Consider the following 16,171-nt stretch of genomic DNA (forward strand, 5'->3'; position numbering starts at 1 on the left):
CCCACGGGTGGTTCTCGACGGACGAACGGATCCGCCCGCGTCCCTCCCCAGGGCGCCGACGGCGGCTAACGGACGCTATCAGCGAGCTTCACGAAGTCGTTCCAGGACCGGGAGGGCTTCTCGGGGTCCCAGAGCTTCTGCACGGTGGCGGCCAGCGGAAGCCGGATGCCCCGCGCCACCTGCTCCTGGGTCTGTGCCCCCGCGATGTCGCCCCACACGGCGAACGTGCCGCCGAGGATCTGGTCGTCGTACTTCTCGCTCACCGGCCCGGTGCCGCGCACCACCAGCGGGGTCCAGCTCTCGTAGATGCGCTGCCCGGTCGGATAGCGGAAGTCGTTGGGCTGGCCGAGGACGTAGTAAAGGAACTCGTCGTTGTAGTTGGTCAGCTCGCGGCCCTCCTTCAGGTACGCGTCGGGTTCGCGGGCGCCGATCTCCTTGCCCGTCCAGTACGCGACCTCCAGGTCGTCCGCCGCCTTGGCGGTGCCGCCCGCGAAGAACCCGTCGTTCCAGGCCTTCAGCTTCTTGCCGAACGGGCGCACGGTGTCGGCCCGGTCGTTGAGCCAGCCCGTCGCGAGGTCCTGGACGCGGGCGCCGGCACCGTAGCGCTCGCGGGCGGCGGCGGCCAACTGCGGGAAGGAGGCCTCGGGGTCCTTCACCGTGAGGGCCTGGTACTCGTCGGCGCCGAGGTTCCAGTAGCGGCCGGGGAACAGCTCGGCGTACTCCTTGAGCAGATCGTCGACGATCTTCGCCGCCTCGGGCTCGGAGATGTCGACGGCGCCGCGCGTGGCGCTGCCGCCGGTGTTGCGGAGCTGCAGCGACGGGTGCTTCGCGATGACGGCGCCGAGGTGTCCCGGCGAGTCGATCTCGGGCACGACGGTGATGTGCCGGCTCTCGGCGAGCTTCACCAGGCGGCGGACCTGGTCCTTGGTGAGGTGGTCGGAGGAGACGATCTCGGGGTGCGACTCCGACTCGACGCGGAACGCCTGGTCGTCGGAGAAGTGCAGGCCGAGCTGGTTGTACTTGAGGTCGCCGAGCTCGCGTATGCGGTCCTCGAGCCACTTCTCGTCGTAGTGCTTGCGGGCTATGTCGATCATGAAGCCGCGCTGCGGTTTGGCCGGGCGGTCCCTGACCTCGCCCTCGGGCGCGGTCCGGCCGCCGCTGACCTCCTGCTTGAGGGTGCGGGTCCCGTAGAAGACACCGGCCTCGGCGGGGGCGGCTATCCGCACCTGCTCGCCCTTGACGGTCAGCGTGTACGACTCCGCGGCGCCGTCGCCCTTCGCGGCGCCCTTGTCCTTCGGGTCCGTGAGCGCCAGCTCCACGTCACCCTTCTTCGGGTGCGCGTCGCCCCCGTACTCCAGTTTCAGCTCGCCGGCGAGCAGCCGTCCCTCGTCCGCCAGGTCCTTGTCGCGGACGACCACGCGCCCCTTGCCCTCGGCGGGGCGCCAGCCGGGGCCGCGGGCGGCGCTGTGCTCGCGTACCGCGGGGATGGTGTCCGGGGCCTTCGACAGCGGGTAGCTCTTCGAAGGACTCGGCGCGGCGGCCGACGCGGACGTGCCGTCCGCGGTCGAGGCGCCCGACGGCCCGTCGCCGTCCCCGCCGGGCCAGAGTCCGACGGTGAGCACCACGGCCCCCGCGACGGCGACGCCGCCCGCCGCGGCCACCGGGCCGCGCCTCATCGGTCACCTCGCGGTATTCGGTCACTCCGCGATACCCGGTCACCTCGCCGCGCGGGGGCGACGTCCGCACCTGCCGTCAAAGCCAGAGCCAGAGCCATACCGCCACGCTACGACGGGCTCTCCCCGACGGCGCGTCGGGCGGCTCCTCGGGCGGTGCGTCGCGCGTTGCCTCGAGCGGTGCGTCCACAAAACAAGGCCAAACTCTCCCATTCGAGTGAAATTCGCTCATCCATCGGACAGCTCATCCCGCACCTCGGTAGCGTGGCGCCACCCCCACACCGCTGTGCCCACCCCTGCCGCCCCCTGCCCAGGAGCGCACGCTGTTCCCGCACCGTCTTCCCAGTCCCGTCCGTTCCGCCGCGCGCGCCACCCTCGCGCCGCACCGGCTGAACACCGCCACCCCGGCAGCGGCCGAGGCCGACCTGCTCACCTGCTGCGGCAGCCGCCGGTGGGCCCGCCGGGTCGCCGCCCACCGGCCCTACCCCGACCTCGACGCGCTGCTCGCGGCGTCCGACGAGGCGACGTACGACCTCTCGCCCGCCGACCTCGCCGAGGCGCTGGCCTGCGAACCCTCCGATCCCCTTGACTCCCTCGCGCCGCACCGGGGCGCCGGGCACACCACGTACACCGCGGCCCACACCGCGCTGCGCGCCGCCCACGCCGCGTACGAGAGCCGCTTCGGGCACTCCTTCGTGATCTGCCTCGACGACGTCGCTCCGGACGAGGCCCTGGACCAGCTGCTCTCCGGCATCCGGTCACGCCTCGGCAACGATCCGGAGGACGAGCGCGCCGTCGCCGCCGACGAACTGCGCCGCCTCACCCGGGGCCGGCTCGCCCGGCTCACCCTGTGCCAGGCCGCCGAGAACGCCGCGCGACAGGCCCCGCAACACGCCGCCCGGGAGGGTCGCCCGCAATCGCGCCCCGATAGCCCGTACGTGCCTGTTTGATTGCCTGTTTGATCACACCTGCGGACCCGGGGCAAGGACACCGACAACTCGTCGATACGATGACGAGCGGCCGGTGGACCGTACCCGGCCGGGCTCGTCCGACAAGAAGCCGGCCGGCCCCAATCCCCGCTCCCGGAGGGTTCTTCCGTGCCGGCTGGAACGCTGTACCGCGGCCGGGAAGGAATGTGGTCCTGGGTGGCTCATCGAGTCACCGGCGTCCTCATCTTCTTCTTCCTGTTCGTGCATGTGCTCGACACCGCTCTCGTCCGCGTCTCCCCCGAGGCGTACGACGATGTCGTCAGCACCTACAAGACGCCGATCGTCGGACTCCTCGAGTACGGCCTGGTCGCCGCCATCCTCTTCCACGCTCTCAACGGCCTGCGCGTCATCGCCGTCGACTTCTGGTCGAAGGGTCCCCGCTACCAGAAGCAGATGCTCTGGACCGTCGTCGGCATCTGGCTCGTCCTGATGGTCGGGGCGCTCTACCCCGTCCTCGGCCACGCCGTCCGCGAACTCTTCGGGAGCTGACGCCAGACATGTCTGCTGACACCACGCTTGAGAAGTCCGGAACGTCCGGGGTCGGCCCCGTCGAGGGCGCCTCGCTCTACGACTCCGACCACCCGGCCCCGCTCATCGAGGCGCCCCGCAAGCGCACCTCCAAGACCCCGCGCTCGACCCGCGGCAACTTCGAGATGGCCGCATGGCTCTTCATGCGCCTGTCCGGCGTCGTCCTGGTCGTCCTCGTCCTCGGCCACCTGCTGATCCAGCTGGTGCTCGACGGCGGTGTCTCGAAGATCGGCTTCGCGTTCGTCGCCGGCCGCTGGGCCTCGCCGTTCTGGCAGGTCTGGGACCTGCTGATGCTGTGGCTCGCGATGCTGCACGGCGCCAACGGCCTGCGCACGGTCATCAACGACTACGCGGAGCGCCCGAACACGCGTCTGTGGCTCAAGGGCCTGCTGTACACCGCCACGGTGTTCACCATCCTTCTGGGCACGCTGGTGATCTTCACCTTCGACCCGAACATCCGCTAAAGCCGAGGCGACCCCAGTGAAGATTCACAAGTACGACACCGTCATCGTCGGCGCGGGCGGCGCCGGCATGCGCGCCGCCATCGAGGCGACGAAGCGCAGCCGCACCGCCGTGCTCACCAAGCTCTACCCCACGCGTTCCCACACGGGCGCGGCGCAGGGCGGCATGGCCGCCGCGCTCGCCAACGTGGAGGAGGACAACTGGGAGTGGCACACCTTCGACACGATCAAGGGCGGCGACTACCTGGTCGACCAGGACGCCGCCGAGATCCTGGCGAAGGAGGCCATCGACGCGGTCCTCGACCTCGAGAAGATGGGCCTGCCGTTCAACCGCACCCCGAACGGCACCATCGACCAGCGCCGCTTCGGCGGTCACACCCGTAACCACGGCGAGGCCGCCGTGCGCCGCTCCTGCTACGCCGCGGACCGCACCGGCCACATGATCCTCCAGACGCTGTACCAGAACTGCGTCAAGGAGGGTGTGGAGTTCTTCAACGAGTTCTACGTCCTCGACCAGCTCATCGTCGAGGTCGACGGCGTCAAGAAGAGCGCGGGCGTCGTCGCGTACGAGCTGGCCACCGGCGAGATCCACATCTTCCAGGCCAAGTCCGTGATCTACGCGTCCGGCGGCACCGGCAAGTTCTTCAAGGTGACCTCGAACGCGCACACGCTCACCGGTGACGGCCAGGCGGCCTGCTACCGGCGCGGGATCCCGCTGGAGGACATGGAGTTCTTCCAGTTCCACCCGACCGGCATCTGGCGCATGGGCATCCTCCTTACGGAAGGCGCCCGTGGTGAGGGCGGCATCCTCCGCAACAAGGACGGCGAGCGCTTCATGGAGAAGTACGCGCCGGTCATGAAGGACCTCGCGTCCCGTGACGTCGTCTCGCGCTCCATCTACACGGAGATCCGTGAGGGCCGCGGCTGCGGTCCCGAGGGCGACCACGTCTACCTCGACCTCACGCACCTGCCGCCGGAGCAGCTGGACGCCAAGCTCCCGGACATCACCGAGTTCGCGCGTACGTACCTCGGCATCGAGCCCTACACGGACCCGATCCCGATCCAGCCGACCGCGCACTACGCCATGGGCGGCATCCCGACCAACGTCGAGGGTGAGGTCCTCGCGGACAACACCACCGTCGTCCCTGGCCTGTACGCGGCGGGCGAGGTCGCCTGCGTCTCCGTGCACGGCGCCAACCGCCTGGGCACCAACTCGCTCCTGGACATCAACGTCTTCGGCAAGCGCGCGGGCGTCGCCGCCGCGGAGTACTCGGCGAAGAACGACTTCGTCGAGCTCCCCGAGAACCCCGAGGCGCTCGTCGTCTCCCAGGTCGAGCGGCTGCGCGACGCCACGGGCACCGAGCGGGTCCACGAGCTCCGCAAGGAGCTGCAGGAGACCATGGACGCCAACGTCATGGTGTTCCGCACGGAGCAGACGATCAAGACGGCGGTGGAGAAGATCGCGGAGCTCCGCGAGCGCTACCTCAACGTCTCGATCCAGGACAAGGGCAAGCGGTTCAACACCGACCTCCTGGAGGCCATCGAGCTGGGCAACCTGCTCGACCTGGCCGAGGTCATGGCGCAGTCCGCGCTGGCCCGCAAGGAGTCGCGCGGCGGTCACTACCGCGAGGACTTCCCGAACCGCGACGACGTCAACTTCATGCGCCACACCATGGCGTACCGCGAGGTCGGCGACGACGGCACGGAGACGATCCGTCTCGACTACAAGCCGGTCGTCCAGACCCGCTACCAGCCGATGGAGCGTAAGTACTGATGGCTACCCCGACCCTCGACAAGGAAGACGCCAAGCCCGAGGCGGGCTTCGCCGACTCCCCGTACATCACGATCACCCTGCGGGTGCGCCGCTTCAACCCCGAGGTCTCGGCGGACGCCACGTGGGAGGACTTCCAGCTGGAGATCGACCCCAAGGAGCGTGTCCTCGACGCCCTCCACAAGGTCAAGTGGGAGCTGGACGGCACGCTGACGTTCCGCCGCTCCTGCGCGCACGGCATCTGCGGCTCGGACGCCATGCGGATCAACGGCAAGAACCGCCTCGCCTGCAAGACCCTGATCAAGGACATCAACCCGGCCAAGCCGATCACGGTCGAGCCGATCAAGGGTCTGACGGTCCTGAAGGACCTGGTCGTCGACATGGACCCGTTCTTCCAGGCGTACCGCGACGTCATGCCGTTCCTGGTGACGACGGGCAACGAGCCGACGCGCGAGCGTCTGCAGTCCGCCGAGGACCGCGAGCGCTTCGACGACACGACCAAGTGCATCCTGTGCGCCGCGTGCACGTCCTCGTGCCCGGTGTTCTGGAACGACGGCCAGTACTTCGGCCCGGCCGCGATCGTCAACGCGCACCGCTTCATCTTCGACAGCCGTGACGAGGCGGGCGAGCAGCGCCTGGAGATCCTGAACGACAAGGACGGCGTGTGGCGTTGCCGCACGACGTTCAACTGCACGGACGCGTGCCCGCGTGGCATCGAGGTCACGAAGGCGATCCAGGAGGTCAAGCGCGCGCTGATCACGCGCCGCTTCTGATCCGGCTTTTTTGCCTGCACGTCCCCGTGGGCCCCGCTCCAGTCCGGAGCGGGGCCCTCGGGCTTGGGGCTCTCGGGGGTGTGACGTCTTCTCGGTCCAGGTGGTGGCGGAGGCCACGAGCGGCGCGGAGGCCGGGGCGGAGGCCGTCGGCAGGATCACGGTCGGGGATTTCTCGGAGGACTTTCCGATGGATCTCTCCTACTGGAGCGCCGACAACTACCGGCAGAGCTGGGTGCGCGCCCTGCGCCGCGTGGAGGAGGCGCGGGACGAGGTCGACTCGTACCTGGTCACCTCGATCACGGATCCGGCGACCGCGAACTTCGTCTTCGGCTGGCCGCTCCATCGGCGCGGCACGGACGTGTACGTCCAGAACTCGGTCATCTTCCTCGGCGAACTCGCCGAGGAGTTCCGTCCGGCGCAGCCGTGGCGCTCGGTCGAGCCGCGCGGCACGGTCGACGAGGACGGCAACGAGATCTCGGAGTGGCGGACGACGCTCGGCGCGGTCCGCGCCTTCCTCGCGAAGGTCCGGCCGGCCGGCCGGTGACGGCGTCCGGGCCGCCGTACGGACGAAGAATCGCACCCGTGCCGCACGGGCGCACGCGCGCCTGCGCCCACGTGGCGGGCCCCGGCCTACCCTGACGGAATGTCAGACAACCAGTCGGTCGGCCTGTCGGCTGACCAGCCCACCGCACTGCTCGACGACCCGTCCGCGGCGCTGCTCGGCTTCGACAACGTGCTGTTTCCCGTCGGCGACCTCGGCGCGGCCGTCGAGTTCTACGAGCGGGCCGGCTTCCCGGTCACGTTCCGCCTCGACGAGATCGGCCTCGCGATCCTGAAGGTGGGCGAGGAGACCCCGGGCGTGCTGCTGCGCGTGGAGGAGGGCATCATCCCGCGCACGGCGCCGTGGCCCTCGCCCCGCATCTGGCTGGAGGTCCGCGACGCCCGCGCGAAGGGCCGGGCCCTGACGGCGGCGGGAGTCCCCCTGCTGGCCGAGCCCTTCTCGGTGGCCACCGGCTGGACCGTGGAGATCGCCGACCCGTGGGGGAACGTCGTCGGCTTCACGGACTACCTGAAGCGGCCGGAGCTGGCCCGGGGTGCCTGAGCGGGGCCAGCCTCAGGCCTGCCCCGACGCCAGTTCCACGACCGTGATGTCCGACGGCGCCCCGACCCGTACCGGCGGGCCCCACGCCCCCGCGCCGCGCGTCACGTAGAGCTGGGTGTCGCCGTACCGCTCCAGGCCCGCCACCGTCGGGTTCGCCAGCTCGGCCACCAAGCTGCCCGGCCACAGTTGGCCGCCGTGGGTGTGGCCGGACAGTTGGAGGTCCACGCCGTGTTCGACGGCGTCGTGGATGACGACCGGCTGGTGGGCGAGGAGCACGGAGGCGCGTGAGCGGTCCCGGTCGCCGAGGGCCTTGGCGAAGTCGGGGCCCTTTCCCTCGCTCTCGCCCGCGACGTCGTCGACGCCCGCGAGGTCGAAGCCGGGGAGTTCGGTGCGGGCGTTGCGCAGCGGGTGCAGGCCGAGTTCGCGTACGTGGTCGACCCACTGGTCGGCGCCGGAGAAGTACTCGTGGTTGCCCGTGACGAAGTACGCGCCGTGCCGCGAGCGCAGTCCGGCGAGCGGGGCCGCGGCCGGGGCGAGGTGCTCGACGGAGCCGTCGACCAGGTCGCCCACCACGGCGATCAGGTCGGGCTGTGTGGCGTTGACCGTGTCGACCACCCGCCGGGTGAAGCCGCTTCCGAGGATCGGCCCGAGGTGGATGTCGCTGACGACGGCGATCCGGAAACCGTGCGCCGCGCGCGGGAGCTTCGCCAGCGGCACGGTGATCCGCTTCACCTCGGGTCCGCGCAGTACGCCGTACGTTCCGTACCCGACCGTCCCGGCGGCGACGGCGGCCGCGCTCCCGCCGATGATGCGGGAGACGAAGAGGCGGCGCGAGGGGGCGGCGGAAAGGGCAGTCGCGGGGGCGGGGGCCGCGGACTCGGGGGCAGAGTCGGTTACCTCGACGGCCCCCGCGGCCCCCGCGGCCGCTTCGGAGGGTGCCTGCACGGAGGCGGTCCCTACGGAGAGCGTCTCTTCCGAATCGTCCGCTACGGAGAGCCCCGCCGCCGACTTCGTGGGCCGGCGCTCCGCCGCCCCACGCTCCGCCCACCGCCGCACCAACGGCCGCGCCAACTCCCCCACCACCAGCGCGAGCAGCAGATAGAGCGCGAAGGCCATCCACAGGAACCCGGGCCAGGCCAGCACCTGTTGCAGCAAGAAGGGCGCCCCGGTCCGCTCGGCCGCGAGCGCCGCGAACATCAGCAGCGGGGCCGCGACGAACGCCACCGTGCCCGCCCGCCGGGCGAACCCGGGCCCGGCCGTGGTGTCCCGCACCACCCGCCGCCACACGTACCAGTGGAGGCCGGCGAAGGCCGCCAGAACGGCCAGGCCCGCGAGGACCGCGAGGACCACCACGGCTATGAGGTTCTCCGCAGAGCGCGGACTCCGCGGAACCCGATGACCCCTACCACCGTCCCCAAGGCAAAGGAGACAACGGCAAGCGTCAGGTGCACCCAGAAGTACCCGGTCGGGTTGTCCGCGTCGTCGAAGGCCAGCCCACTGCCGTCCTTCCACAGGTTCTTGACGAAAGTGATCCAGATGAACCAGCTCCACACCCCGAAGGCGAGCAGGAACCAGGAGACAGGGCGGCTGAGCTTCATGCGTTCAGTATCGCGAGCTCCTCTCGCGCACCGCCGCCGGGGTGGGGACGACGGGACACAGCCCACCTCGGCGCAGACGCACACAGCGGGGCCCTGTACGTTCTCGTCCGTGCCTGCCGTAAAAAAGACCGCCATGTTGGTCGCTTCCGCCGCATTGCTGACCATGTCGACCGCAGCGCCCGCGCTGGCGGACGGGAAGCCCGGAAAGGACGACGACCAGCCGAAGCCCCCCGCCAAGATGTCCACCGTCGGCGGCGCCCGGCTCGGTGAGGCGGGCACCCAGGTGAAGCTCAAGGCGGGTGCGCCGGTGCTGCCCAAGGAGCTCACGGGGCGCTCCTGGATCGTCTCCAACGCCGAGACCGGCGAGGTCCTCGCCGCGCACAACGCGCACTGGCGGCTGCCCCCGGCGAGCACTCTGAAGATGCTCTTCGCGGACACCGTCCTGCCGAAGTTCCCCAAGACGCAGAAGCACAAGGTCGCGCCCTCCGACATGGCGGGCATCGGCGCCGGCAGCAGCATGGTCGGCATCAAGGAGAACGAGACGTACTCCGTCCACGACCTGTGGCTGGGCGTCTTCCTGCGCTCCGGCAACGACGCGGTGCACGTCCTCTCGGCGATGAACGACGGCGTCCCGAAGACCGTCACCGACATGCAGAAGCACGCCGAGGAACTGCAGGCGCTCGACACCCATGTGGTCACGCCGGACGGCTACGACGAGAAGGGGCAGGTCTCGTCCGCGTACGACCTGTCGCTGTTCGCCCGCTCCGGGCTGCAGAAGAAGGACTTCCGCGAGTACTGCGCGACGGCCACCGCCCAGTTCCCCGGCGAGACGAAGAAGATCGAGAAGGGCGAGGACAAGGGCAAGACCAAGCGCGAGTCCTTCGGCATCCAGAACACCAACAAGCTGCTCACCGGCGGCGAGGGTGTCACCCCCTACAAGGGCATCGCCGGCGTGAAGAACGGCTACACCTCCAACGCGGGGAACACGTTCACGGGTGTCGCCGAGCGCGACGGCAAGGTCCTGCTCGTCACCGTCATGAACCCCTCCTCCACGGAGGCGCACGCGGTCTACAAGGAGACCGCGCGGCTCTTCGACTGGGGCTTCCAGGCGGCCGGCAAGGTCGACCCGGTGGGTCAGCTGGTCGCTCCGAAGGGGGCCGCGACGGGTGGCGCGGGCAAGGGCGCCCCGGGTGGCGGCGGCGGTTCGACGGACGGCGCCGAGAACGCGGCGCACTCCTCCGACGACAGCGGCGGCAACGGCATGGGCGTGGCCTTCGCCGTCGCGGGCGGTGTGCTCGCGGTGCTCGCCGCGGGTGCCTTCGTGATCAGGCGCAGGCTGCCGCTGCCGGGCCAGGCGGGCCGGCGCGAGCGTCAGGGCTGAGGGCGCTCCGTAGCGGACGTGGCGGTGGAGGCGGTCTCTTCGGGGGCCGCCTCTTCGGGGGCCGCTTCTTCGCGTGCGGCCTTCCGTGTCGCCGTCCACGCCGCGCAGAACAGCAGGAGTTTCGCCGTGAAGTTGATCCACAGGAGCAGTGCGACGGGCACGCCGAAGGCCCCGTACATGCTCTTCGAGGCGACCCCCTTCATGTAGCCGCCGAGCAGCAGCTTGAGCAGCTCGAAGCCGGCCGCGCCGATGAGTCCCGCGGTGAGGAGCGCGCGCCGCGGCGGCTGGACGCCGGGCAGCAGCGTCAGTACGTAGAGCAGCAGCAGGAAGTCCGCGAGGACCGCGATGGCGAACGCGATGACCTGGAGCAGGACGGCGCCCCAGCCCTTCTCGTCGACGCCCAGGAGGTCGGCGCTCCAGCCGACGGCGAGCGAGGCGAGCCCCGACGCGGCGAACGACGCGAGGCCCGCGCCGCCGAGCCCGAGGAGCACACCGGCGTCCTTGGCCTTGCGCAGGACGGGGTTCTCCTCCTCGTCGGCGAGCTCCCAGACGGCCCTGAGGCACTCCCTTATCGAGCCGACCCAGCCGATGCCGGTGAAGAGCAGCAGGGCGCCGGCGACGAGGCCGACCGTGCCCGCGTTGGCGACCAGGGCGTTCAGGTCCAGCTGGTCGGAGATGCCGGGCACCTGCTCGGAGATCTTGCCTTCGAGGGTGTTCTGCTGCTTCTTCGACAGCGTCGCCGCGGCGACCGCGGCGGCGACGGTGAGCAGCGGGAAGAGCGCCAGGAAGCTGATGAACGTCATGGCGGCCGCGAGCCGCGTCCAGTGGACCTGGTCGAGCCGTTCGTAGGCCTGCCACGCGTGCGTGCGCATGCCTTTCTCGACGAGCGGCCCGATCCCGGGCAGTTTCCTCAGCCAGTCCATGACGCCTCCGTGCCCGCTGTACTGCCCGATGTCCTGCCCGCTGTACGGAAGACCAAGGTCCGGGTACCCCAGAACCGCAGGACTGTGGCGAGTGCCATGCCGACGCCGGCGCCCGAGACGGTGTCCGCGCGCTGCGAGGTGAGACCGAGACCGTAGTGGGACACGGCGATGCACAGCAGTTGGACGAGGGCGCCCGCGATGTTGACGGCGAAGAACACCGCGTACCGGCGCAGCCGCGAGACTCCGGCGGCCCTGCGCCGATAGGTGCCGAGCGCGTTGCCCGCGTAGGCGACCGAGCAGCCCACCACGAAGGAGAGCGCCTTGGCGGTCAGCGGGTCGAGGCCCACGGGGCCGCGCAGCCAGACGAACAGGCCGAGGTCGGCGGCGTAGGCGCAGAGGCCGGCGGCCGCGAAGCCGAGCAGCTCGGGGCCGAGGAGCCGCAGTCGCGCGAGCGGGCTCACCAGTCCGCGACCGCGAGCCCGTACATCGCGAGCCACACCAGGCCGATGACGGCGAGCGCCCGGTCCCGCAGGACGACGTCCTCGGGCTCGCCCGCGGTGCCCCGGTCGGCGAAGACGGCGTAGCGCAGGATGGCGAGGATGAAGGCCGTCATGGACAGCTGGCGCCAGGGCAGCAGGCCGCTGGCGGTGCCACCCTCCTCCATGGCCCACAGGCAGTACGCGAGGACGGCGACGCCCGCGGCGAGCTGCCACACGAAGCGCAGGTACCCGGTGGTGTATTCGGTGAGCAACGCGCGCGTGGCGCCCAGTTGTTCCGAGCTCCCCGCCATCTGCACGGCCTCGGAGTAGCGCTTGGCGGAGACCATGAAGAGCGCGCCGAAGCCCGTGGTGATCAGGAACCAGCGCGAGAGCGGGATGTCGAGCGCCAGGCCGCCGATCATGGCGCGCATCAGGAAGCCGGTCGTGACGATGGTGAGGTCGACGACGAGGACGTGCTTGAGGCTGATGCAGTAGGCGAGTTGCATGACGACGTACGCGGCCAGGAGCGCCGCGGTGAGGGGCGTACAGAGGAGGGCGGCCGCCGTGGGCGCGAGGACGGCCAGGAGGCCGCCCACGGCGTACGCGACGGGCACCGGGACCTGCCCGGCGGCGACCGGCCTGCGGCACTTGGTGGGGTGGGCGCGGTCGGCGTCGGCGTCGCGGGCGTCGTTGATCAGGTAGACGGCGGACGCGGCGGCCGTGAACAGCGCGAAGACGATCGCGACTTGGACGAGCGCGTGCCGCGAGAAGAGCTCGCCGGCCGCGGCGGGGGCGGCGACGACGAGGACGTTCTTGACCCATTGGCGGGGGCGTGCGGTCTTCAGGAGGCCGAGCGGCAGGCCGACGGCTCCCGTGCGGGGCTTCCGGGGCGGGCTGGGCCGCTCCAGCACGACGGCGGCACGTTCAGGCATCGCGGCGGCCTCCGTTCATCCAGGCGGCGCCTGCCCTCGCGGTGAGCGCGCCGAGTGCCGCGCCCGCGGCGATGTCCGAGGGGTAGTGGACGCCGACGACCATGCGGGAGACGCACATCGCGGCGGCCAGCGGCGGGACGAGGCGGGCGCCGACGGGGCGCAGCGCGCCGTAGGCGACGGTTGCCGCCGCGGCGGAGGTGGCGTGCGAGCTGGGGAAGGAGTGGCGGCCCACGGTGCGTACGAGCGGCTGGACGCCGTGGTGGTCGCCGGGGCGGGGGCGGTGGACGATCCGCTTGACGCCCATGCTGGCCAGGTGCGCGGCGGCGGTGAGCGCGGTGCCGCGCAGCCAGGCGCCGCGGCGCTCGCGGTCGACGGCGGCGCCCGCCAGACCGGCCACGATCCACAGCGCGCCGTGCTCGCCGGTCCGGGACAGTGCGCGCGCGGCGGACGCCACGCGCGGGTCGGTGCCGCAGTCGCGCAGGGCCGACAGCAACCTGTGGTCCATGTCGTACATGTGGCCTCTTATTCGAAGAGATGCGAAGACACTCGAGGGCTGGGCATCTCGACTCTTCTAGGCAATCTCCCGATAATGGGGTCAATCTACGCTGACACTCTCTTAATCACCCATTTCGGTGAGAGCCGGAACAGCTTGGGGCGAACCGCACACTTGCGGGCGATACCGTCGCCTTCATGTCTGCCGACTCCCCCGCCGATTCCCTCGCCCCCGCCCCGGCGTCGTCCGACGTCCCCGTCTCCGTCTCCGGCTGGGGCCGCACCGCCCCGACCACCGCCCGGCTCGTGAGACCCCGTACGCAGGAGGAGGCCGCCGCCGCGGTGCGCGACTGCGGGGAGCGCGGCGGCATCGCCCGCGGCCTGGGCCGTGCCTACGGAGATGCCGCGCAGAACGCGGGCGGCGCGGTCTTCGACATGACGGGCCTCGACCGGGTGCGCGTCATCGACACCACGCGGACGACGGAGACCGGCGCCCCGGCGGCCACCGTGGTCTGCGACGCGGGCGTGTCGCTGCACCACCTGATGGAAGTCCTGCTGCCCCTGGGCTGGTTCGTGCCGGTGACCCCCGGGACCCGCTACGTGACGGTCGGCGGCGCGATCGGCGCCGACATCCACGGCAAGAACCACCACGTCTCGGGCTCCTTCTCCCGGCACGTCCTGTCGATGGACGTCCTGACCGCCGACGGCACGGTCCGCACCGTCGAGCCCGGCAGCGACCTGTTCGACGCGACGGCCGGCGGCATGGGCCTCACGGGCGTGATCCTCGCGGCGACCGTACGACTCCTGCCGGTCGAGACGTCCTTGATGAGCGTCGACACCGAACGCGCCACGGACCTCGACGACTTGATGGCCCGCCTCGCCGCCACCGACCACCGCTACCGCTACTCGGTCGCCTGGATCGACCTGCTCGCCCGCGGCGCCGCCATGGGCCGCTCGGTCCTCACCCGCGGCGACCACGCCCCGCTGGACGCGCTCCCGGAGCGGGCACGCGCGCGCAGGGCCCCGCTGGCGTTCCGCCCGGGACAGTTCCCCGCGGCCCCCTCGTTCCTGCCGGAGGGCCTGCTCGGCAAGGCCTCGGTGGGCCTCTTCAACGAGCTCTGGTACCGCAAGGCACCCCGCTCCCGCACCGGCGAGCTGCAGAAGATCTCCACCTTCTTCCACCCCCTGGACGGGGTCCCGCACTGGAACCGCATCTACGGCCGCGGCGGCTTCGTGCAGTACCAGTTCGTCGTCGGGTACGGGAAGGAGGAGGCCTTGCGCCGCATCGTGCAGCGCATCTCGGAGCGCGGCTGCCCCTCCTTCCTCGCCGTACTGAAGCGCTTCGGAGAGAGCGATCCCGGCTGGCTGTCCTTCCCGATGCCCGGCTGGACGCTCGCGCTCGACATCCCGGCGAACCTCCCCGGGCTCGGCGCCTTCCTCGACGAGCTCGACGAGGAGGTGGCCGCCGCCGACGGGCGCATCTACCTCGCCAAGGACTCCCGCCTGCGGCCCGACCTGCTCGCCGCGATGTACCCCCGGCTCGACGACTTCCGCGCCCTGCGGGCCGACCTCGACCCGCGCGGCGTGTTCCGCTCGGACCTCTCCCGCCGCCTCGCCCTCTAGGAGACCGGACCATGAAAGACGCCTTCGGCACCCCGCAGTCCCTGCTCGTCCTCGGCGGCACCTCGGAGATCGGCCTCGCCACCGCGCGGCGCCTCGTCGCCCGCCGCACCCGCACCGTGTGGCTGGCCGGCCGCCCCTCGCCGGACCTGGAGAAGGCCGCCGCCGGCCTGCGCGACATGGGCGCACAGGTGCACACCGTCGCCTTCGACGCGCTCGACTCCGAGTCCCACGAGGCGTCCCTCGGCAAGATCTTCACCGAGGGCGACATCGACATGGTGCTGCTCGCCTTCGGCATCCTCGGCGACCAGGCACGCGACGAGGACGAGCCGCTCGCGGCGGTCCGCGTCGCCCAGACCAACTACACGGGCGCGATCTCGGCGGGCCTGGTCTGCGCGCGGGCGCTGCAGTCCCAGGGGCACGGCTCCCTGGTGGTGCTCTCCTCCGTGGCGGGCGAGCGCGCGCGCCGCTCCAACTTCATCTACGGCTCCAGCAAGGCGGGCCTCGACGCGTTCGCCCAGGGCCTCGGCGACGCCCTGCACGGCACCGGGGTGCACGTGATGGTCGTCCGCCCCGGGTTCGTGCGCTCGAAGATGACGGCGGGCCTGGAGGAGGCCCCCATGGCGACCACGCCGGAGGCGGTCGCGGAGGCCATCGAGACGGGCCTGCGGCGGCGCTCGGAGACGGTGTGGGTGCCGGGGGCGCTCCGGCTGGTGATGTCGGCGCTGCGGCACGTGCCCCGGCCGGTCTTCCGGCGGCTGCCCCTGTAGGGCCGGCCACCTTTCACCGGGCCCCGGTCAGCAGGCGGGCAGCGTGCCCCGTGCCGCCGGGGCCGAGGCCTGCGGGGGCACCACACAGCCGCCGAAGGCGAAGTCCCGCAGCTTGCGCCAGACCCCGTCGGAGCCCTGCTCGTAGAGGGCGAAGCCGGTGCAGGGCCACGCGGCCCCGTACTCCGAGAGCTCCTCGTACGCGCGGTCCATGGCCTCTTCGGAGATGCCGTGCGCCACCGTCACATGCGGGTGGTACGGGAACTGCAGTTCGCGCTGGATCGGCCCCGACGCGTCCCTGACCCGCTCCTGGAGCCAGGAGCAGGCCGAGCCGCCCTCCACCACCCGGACGTAGACCACGGGGGACAGCGGGCGGAAGGTGCCCGTTCCGGAGAGGCGCATCGGGAAGGGGCGCCCGGCCGCGGCGACCGAGAGCAGATGCGCCTCGACCGCGGGCAGCGCGGACGCCTCCACCTCGGTCGGCGGGAGCAGGGTGACGTGGGTGGGGATGCCGTGCGCCGCGGGGTCCCCGAAGCCCGCGCGCCGCTCCTGGAGCAGGCTGCCGTGTGGCTCCGGGACCGCGATCGAGACGCCGATCGTTACGGTCCCCACGTCGTACTCCTGTCGTCGTGTCCATGGGCAGGGGATGCTGCCCGGCGGGCAGGGCGGTGCTGGTGTGCTC

The 16,171-nt window shown here is 71.4% G+C and carries 18 protein-coding genes; 10 read left to right on the forward strand and 8 right to left on the reverse strand.

The window, feature by feature from the left end; translation table 11 throughout:
* Positions 1 to 65: 65 nt before the first annotated feature.
* Positions 66 to 1,676 (reverse strand): glycoside hydrolase family 20 protein, encoded by a 1,611-nt coding sequence (locus tag ACFYO9_RS04505; RefSeq protein WP_358776737.1) that lies wholly within the window; start codon positions 1,674 to 1,676, stop codon positions 66 to 68.
* A 320-nt stretch (positions 1,677 to 1,996) separates the two neighbouring features.
* Here ACFYO9_RS04505 and ACFYO9_RS04510 point away from each other — a divergent pair, with 320 nt between their 5' ends.
* From ACFYO9_RS04510 to ACFYO9_RS04540, 7 genes are all read left to right on the forward strand, one after another.
* Positions 1,997 to 2,623, forward strand: a complete 627-nt coding sequence (locus tag ACFYO9_RS04510; RefSeq protein WP_388666023.1) for a 2-oxo-4-hydroxy-4-carboxy-5-ureidoimidazoline decarboxylase — start codon at positions 1,997 to 1,999, stop codon at positions 2,621 to 2,623.
* Between the two features lie 147 nt (positions 2,624 to 2,770).
* Positions 2,771 to 3,151 carry a succinate dehydrogenase, cytochrome b556 subunit gene (sdhC, locus tag ACFYO9_RS04515; RefSeq protein ID WP_355803617.1) on the forward strand — a complete coding sequence of 127 codons (381 nt, stop codon included), beginning with the start codon at positions 2,771 to 2,773 and terminating at the stop codon, positions 3,149 to 3,151.
* Between the two features lie 8 nt (positions 3,152 to 3,159).
* Positions 3,160 to 3,654, forward strand: a complete 495-nt coding sequence (locus ACFYO9_RS04520) for a succinate dehydrogenase hydrophobic membrane anchor subunit (protein ID WP_355803619.1) — start codon at positions 3,160 to 3,162, stop codon at positions 3,652 to 3,654.
* 16 nt (positions 3,655 to 3,670) lie between these two features.
* Positions 3,671 to 5,425, forward strand: coding sequence for a succinate dehydrogenase flavoprotein subunit (sdhA, locus tag ACFYO9_RS04525; RefSeq protein WP_355803621.1), 1,755 nt, complete (start codon positions 3,671 to 3,673; stop codon positions 5,423 to 5,425).
* Positions 5,425 to 6,195 carry a succinate dehydrogenase iron-sulfur subunit gene (locus tag ACFYO9_RS04530; RefSeq protein WP_355803623.1) on the forward strand — a complete coding sequence of 257 codons (771 nt, stop codon included), beginning with the start codon at positions 5,425 to 5,427 and terminating at the stop codon, positions 6,193 to 6,195. The genes sdhA and ACFYO9_RS04530 overlap by 1 nt, the downstream gene beginning before the upstream one ends.
* Before the next feature lie 187 nt (positions 6,196 to 6,382).
* Entirely contained in the window at positions 6,383 to 6,739 is a 357-nt protein-coding gene (locus ACFYO9_RS04535) for a hypothetical protein (RefSeq protein ID WP_358776738.1), read from the forward strand.
* 99 nt (positions 6,740 to 6,838) lie between these two features.
* Complete coding sequence (locus tag ACFYO9_RS04540; protein WP_388665953.1) at positions 6,839 to 7,297, forward strand: VOC family protein; 459 nt, start codon at positions 6,839 to 6,841, stop codon at positions 7,295 to 7,297.
* Between the two features lie 12 nt (positions 7,298 to 7,309).
* Here ACFYO9_RS04540 and ACFYO9_RS04545 read toward each other — a convergent pair whose 3' ends face one another.
* Positions 7,310 to 8,650 carry a metallophosphoesterase gene (locus ACFYO9_RS04545; protein ID WP_358776739.1) on the reverse strand — a complete coding sequence of 447 codons (1,341 nt, stop codon included), beginning with the start codon at positions 8,648 to 8,650 and terminating at the stop codon, positions 7,310 to 7,312.
* A 2-nt stretch (positions 8,651 to 8,652) separates the two neighbouring features.
* Positions 8,653 to 8,895, reverse strand: a complete 243-nt coding sequence (locus tag ACFYO9_RS04550) for an SCO4848 family membrane protein (protein ID WP_355803629.1) — start codon at positions 8,893 to 8,895, stop codon at positions 8,653 to 8,655.
* A 133-nt stretch (positions 8,896 to 9,028) separates the two neighbouring features.
* On the opposite strand from ACFYO9_RS04550, the gene ACFYO9_RS04555 reads away from it, so the two are divergent.
* Entirely contained in the window at positions 9,029 to 10,276 is a 1,248-nt protein-coding gene (locus ACFYO9_RS04555) for a D-alanyl-D-alanine carboxypeptidase (RefSeq protein WP_358776740.1), read from the forward strand.
* On the opposite strand, the gene ACFYO9_RS04560 is transcribed toward ACFYO9_RS04555, so the two are convergent.
* Genes ACFYO9_RS04560 through ACFYO9_RS04575 form a run of 4 tightly spaced genes read right to left on the reverse strand, consistent with a single transcriptional unit; the run spans position 10,267 to position 13,124 of the window.
* Positions 10,267 to 11,199 carry a YihY/virulence factor BrkB family protein gene (locus ACFYO9_RS04560; protein WP_358776741.1) on the reverse strand — a complete coding sequence of 311 codons (933 nt, stop codon included), beginning with the start codon at positions 11,197 to 11,199 and terminating at the stop codon, positions 10,267 to 10,269. The two genes, ACFYO9_RS04555 and ACFYO9_RS04560, sit on opposite strands and share 10 nt — an antisense overlap.
* Positions 11,187 to 11,660, reverse strand: coding sequence for a GtrA family protein (locus ACFYO9_RS04565; protein WP_355803635.1), 474 nt, complete (start codon positions 11,658 to 11,660; stop codon positions 11,187 to 11,189). The genes ACFYO9_RS04560 and ACFYO9_RS04565 overlap by 13 nt, the downstream gene beginning before the upstream one ends.
* Complete coding sequence (locus ACFYO9_RS04570) at positions 11,657 to 12,610, reverse strand: decaprenyl-phosphate phosphoribosyltransferase (RefSeq protein WP_355803637.1); 954 nt, start codon at positions 12,608 to 12,610, stop codon at positions 11,657 to 11,659. The genes ACFYO9_RS04565 and ACFYO9_RS04570 overlap by 4 nt, the downstream gene beginning before the upstream one ends.
* On the reverse strand, positions 12,603 to 13,124 hold the full coding sequence (locus tag ACFYO9_RS04575) for a phosphatase PAP2 family protein (RefSeq protein WP_358776742.1): 522 nt from the start codon (positions 13,122 to 13,124) through the stop codon (positions 12,603 to 12,605). The genes ACFYO9_RS04570 and ACFYO9_RS04575 overlap by 8 nt, the downstream gene beginning before the upstream one ends.
* Positions 13,125 to 13,300: 176 nt before the next feature.
* Between ACFYO9_RS04575 and ACFYO9_RS04580 the strand changes: the two genes are divergently transcribed.
* Positions 13,301 to 14,725: an FAD-binding oxidoreductase gene (locus ACFYO9_RS04580; protein ID WP_358776743.1), complete on the forward strand. Its 1,425-nt coding sequence runs from the start codon at positions 13,301 to 13,303 to the stop codon at positions 14,723 to 14,725.
* 11 nt (positions 14,726 to 14,736) lie between these two features.
* Entirely contained in the window at positions 14,737 to 15,492 is a 756-nt protein-coding gene (locus ACFYO9_RS04585; protein ID WP_358710391.1) for a decaprenylphospho-beta-D-erythro-pentofuranosid-2-ulose 2-reductase, read from the forward strand.
* A gap of 27 nt (positions 15,493 to 15,519) precedes the next feature.
* Here the strand turns inward: ACFYO9_RS04585 and ACFYO9_RS04590 are convergent, their stop codons facing one another.
* Entirely contained in the window at positions 15,520 to 16,101 is a 582-nt protein-coding gene (locus ACFYO9_RS04590) for a 2'-5' RNA ligase family protein (protein WP_355803645.1), read from the reverse strand.
* Positions 16,102 to 16,171 lie beyond the last annotated feature (70 nt).

The organism is Streptomyces sp. NPDC005863, assembly GCF_042871345.1.
Taxonomy (GTDB): Bacteria; Actinomycetota; Actinomycetes; order Streptomycetales; family Streptomycetaceae; genus Streptomyces.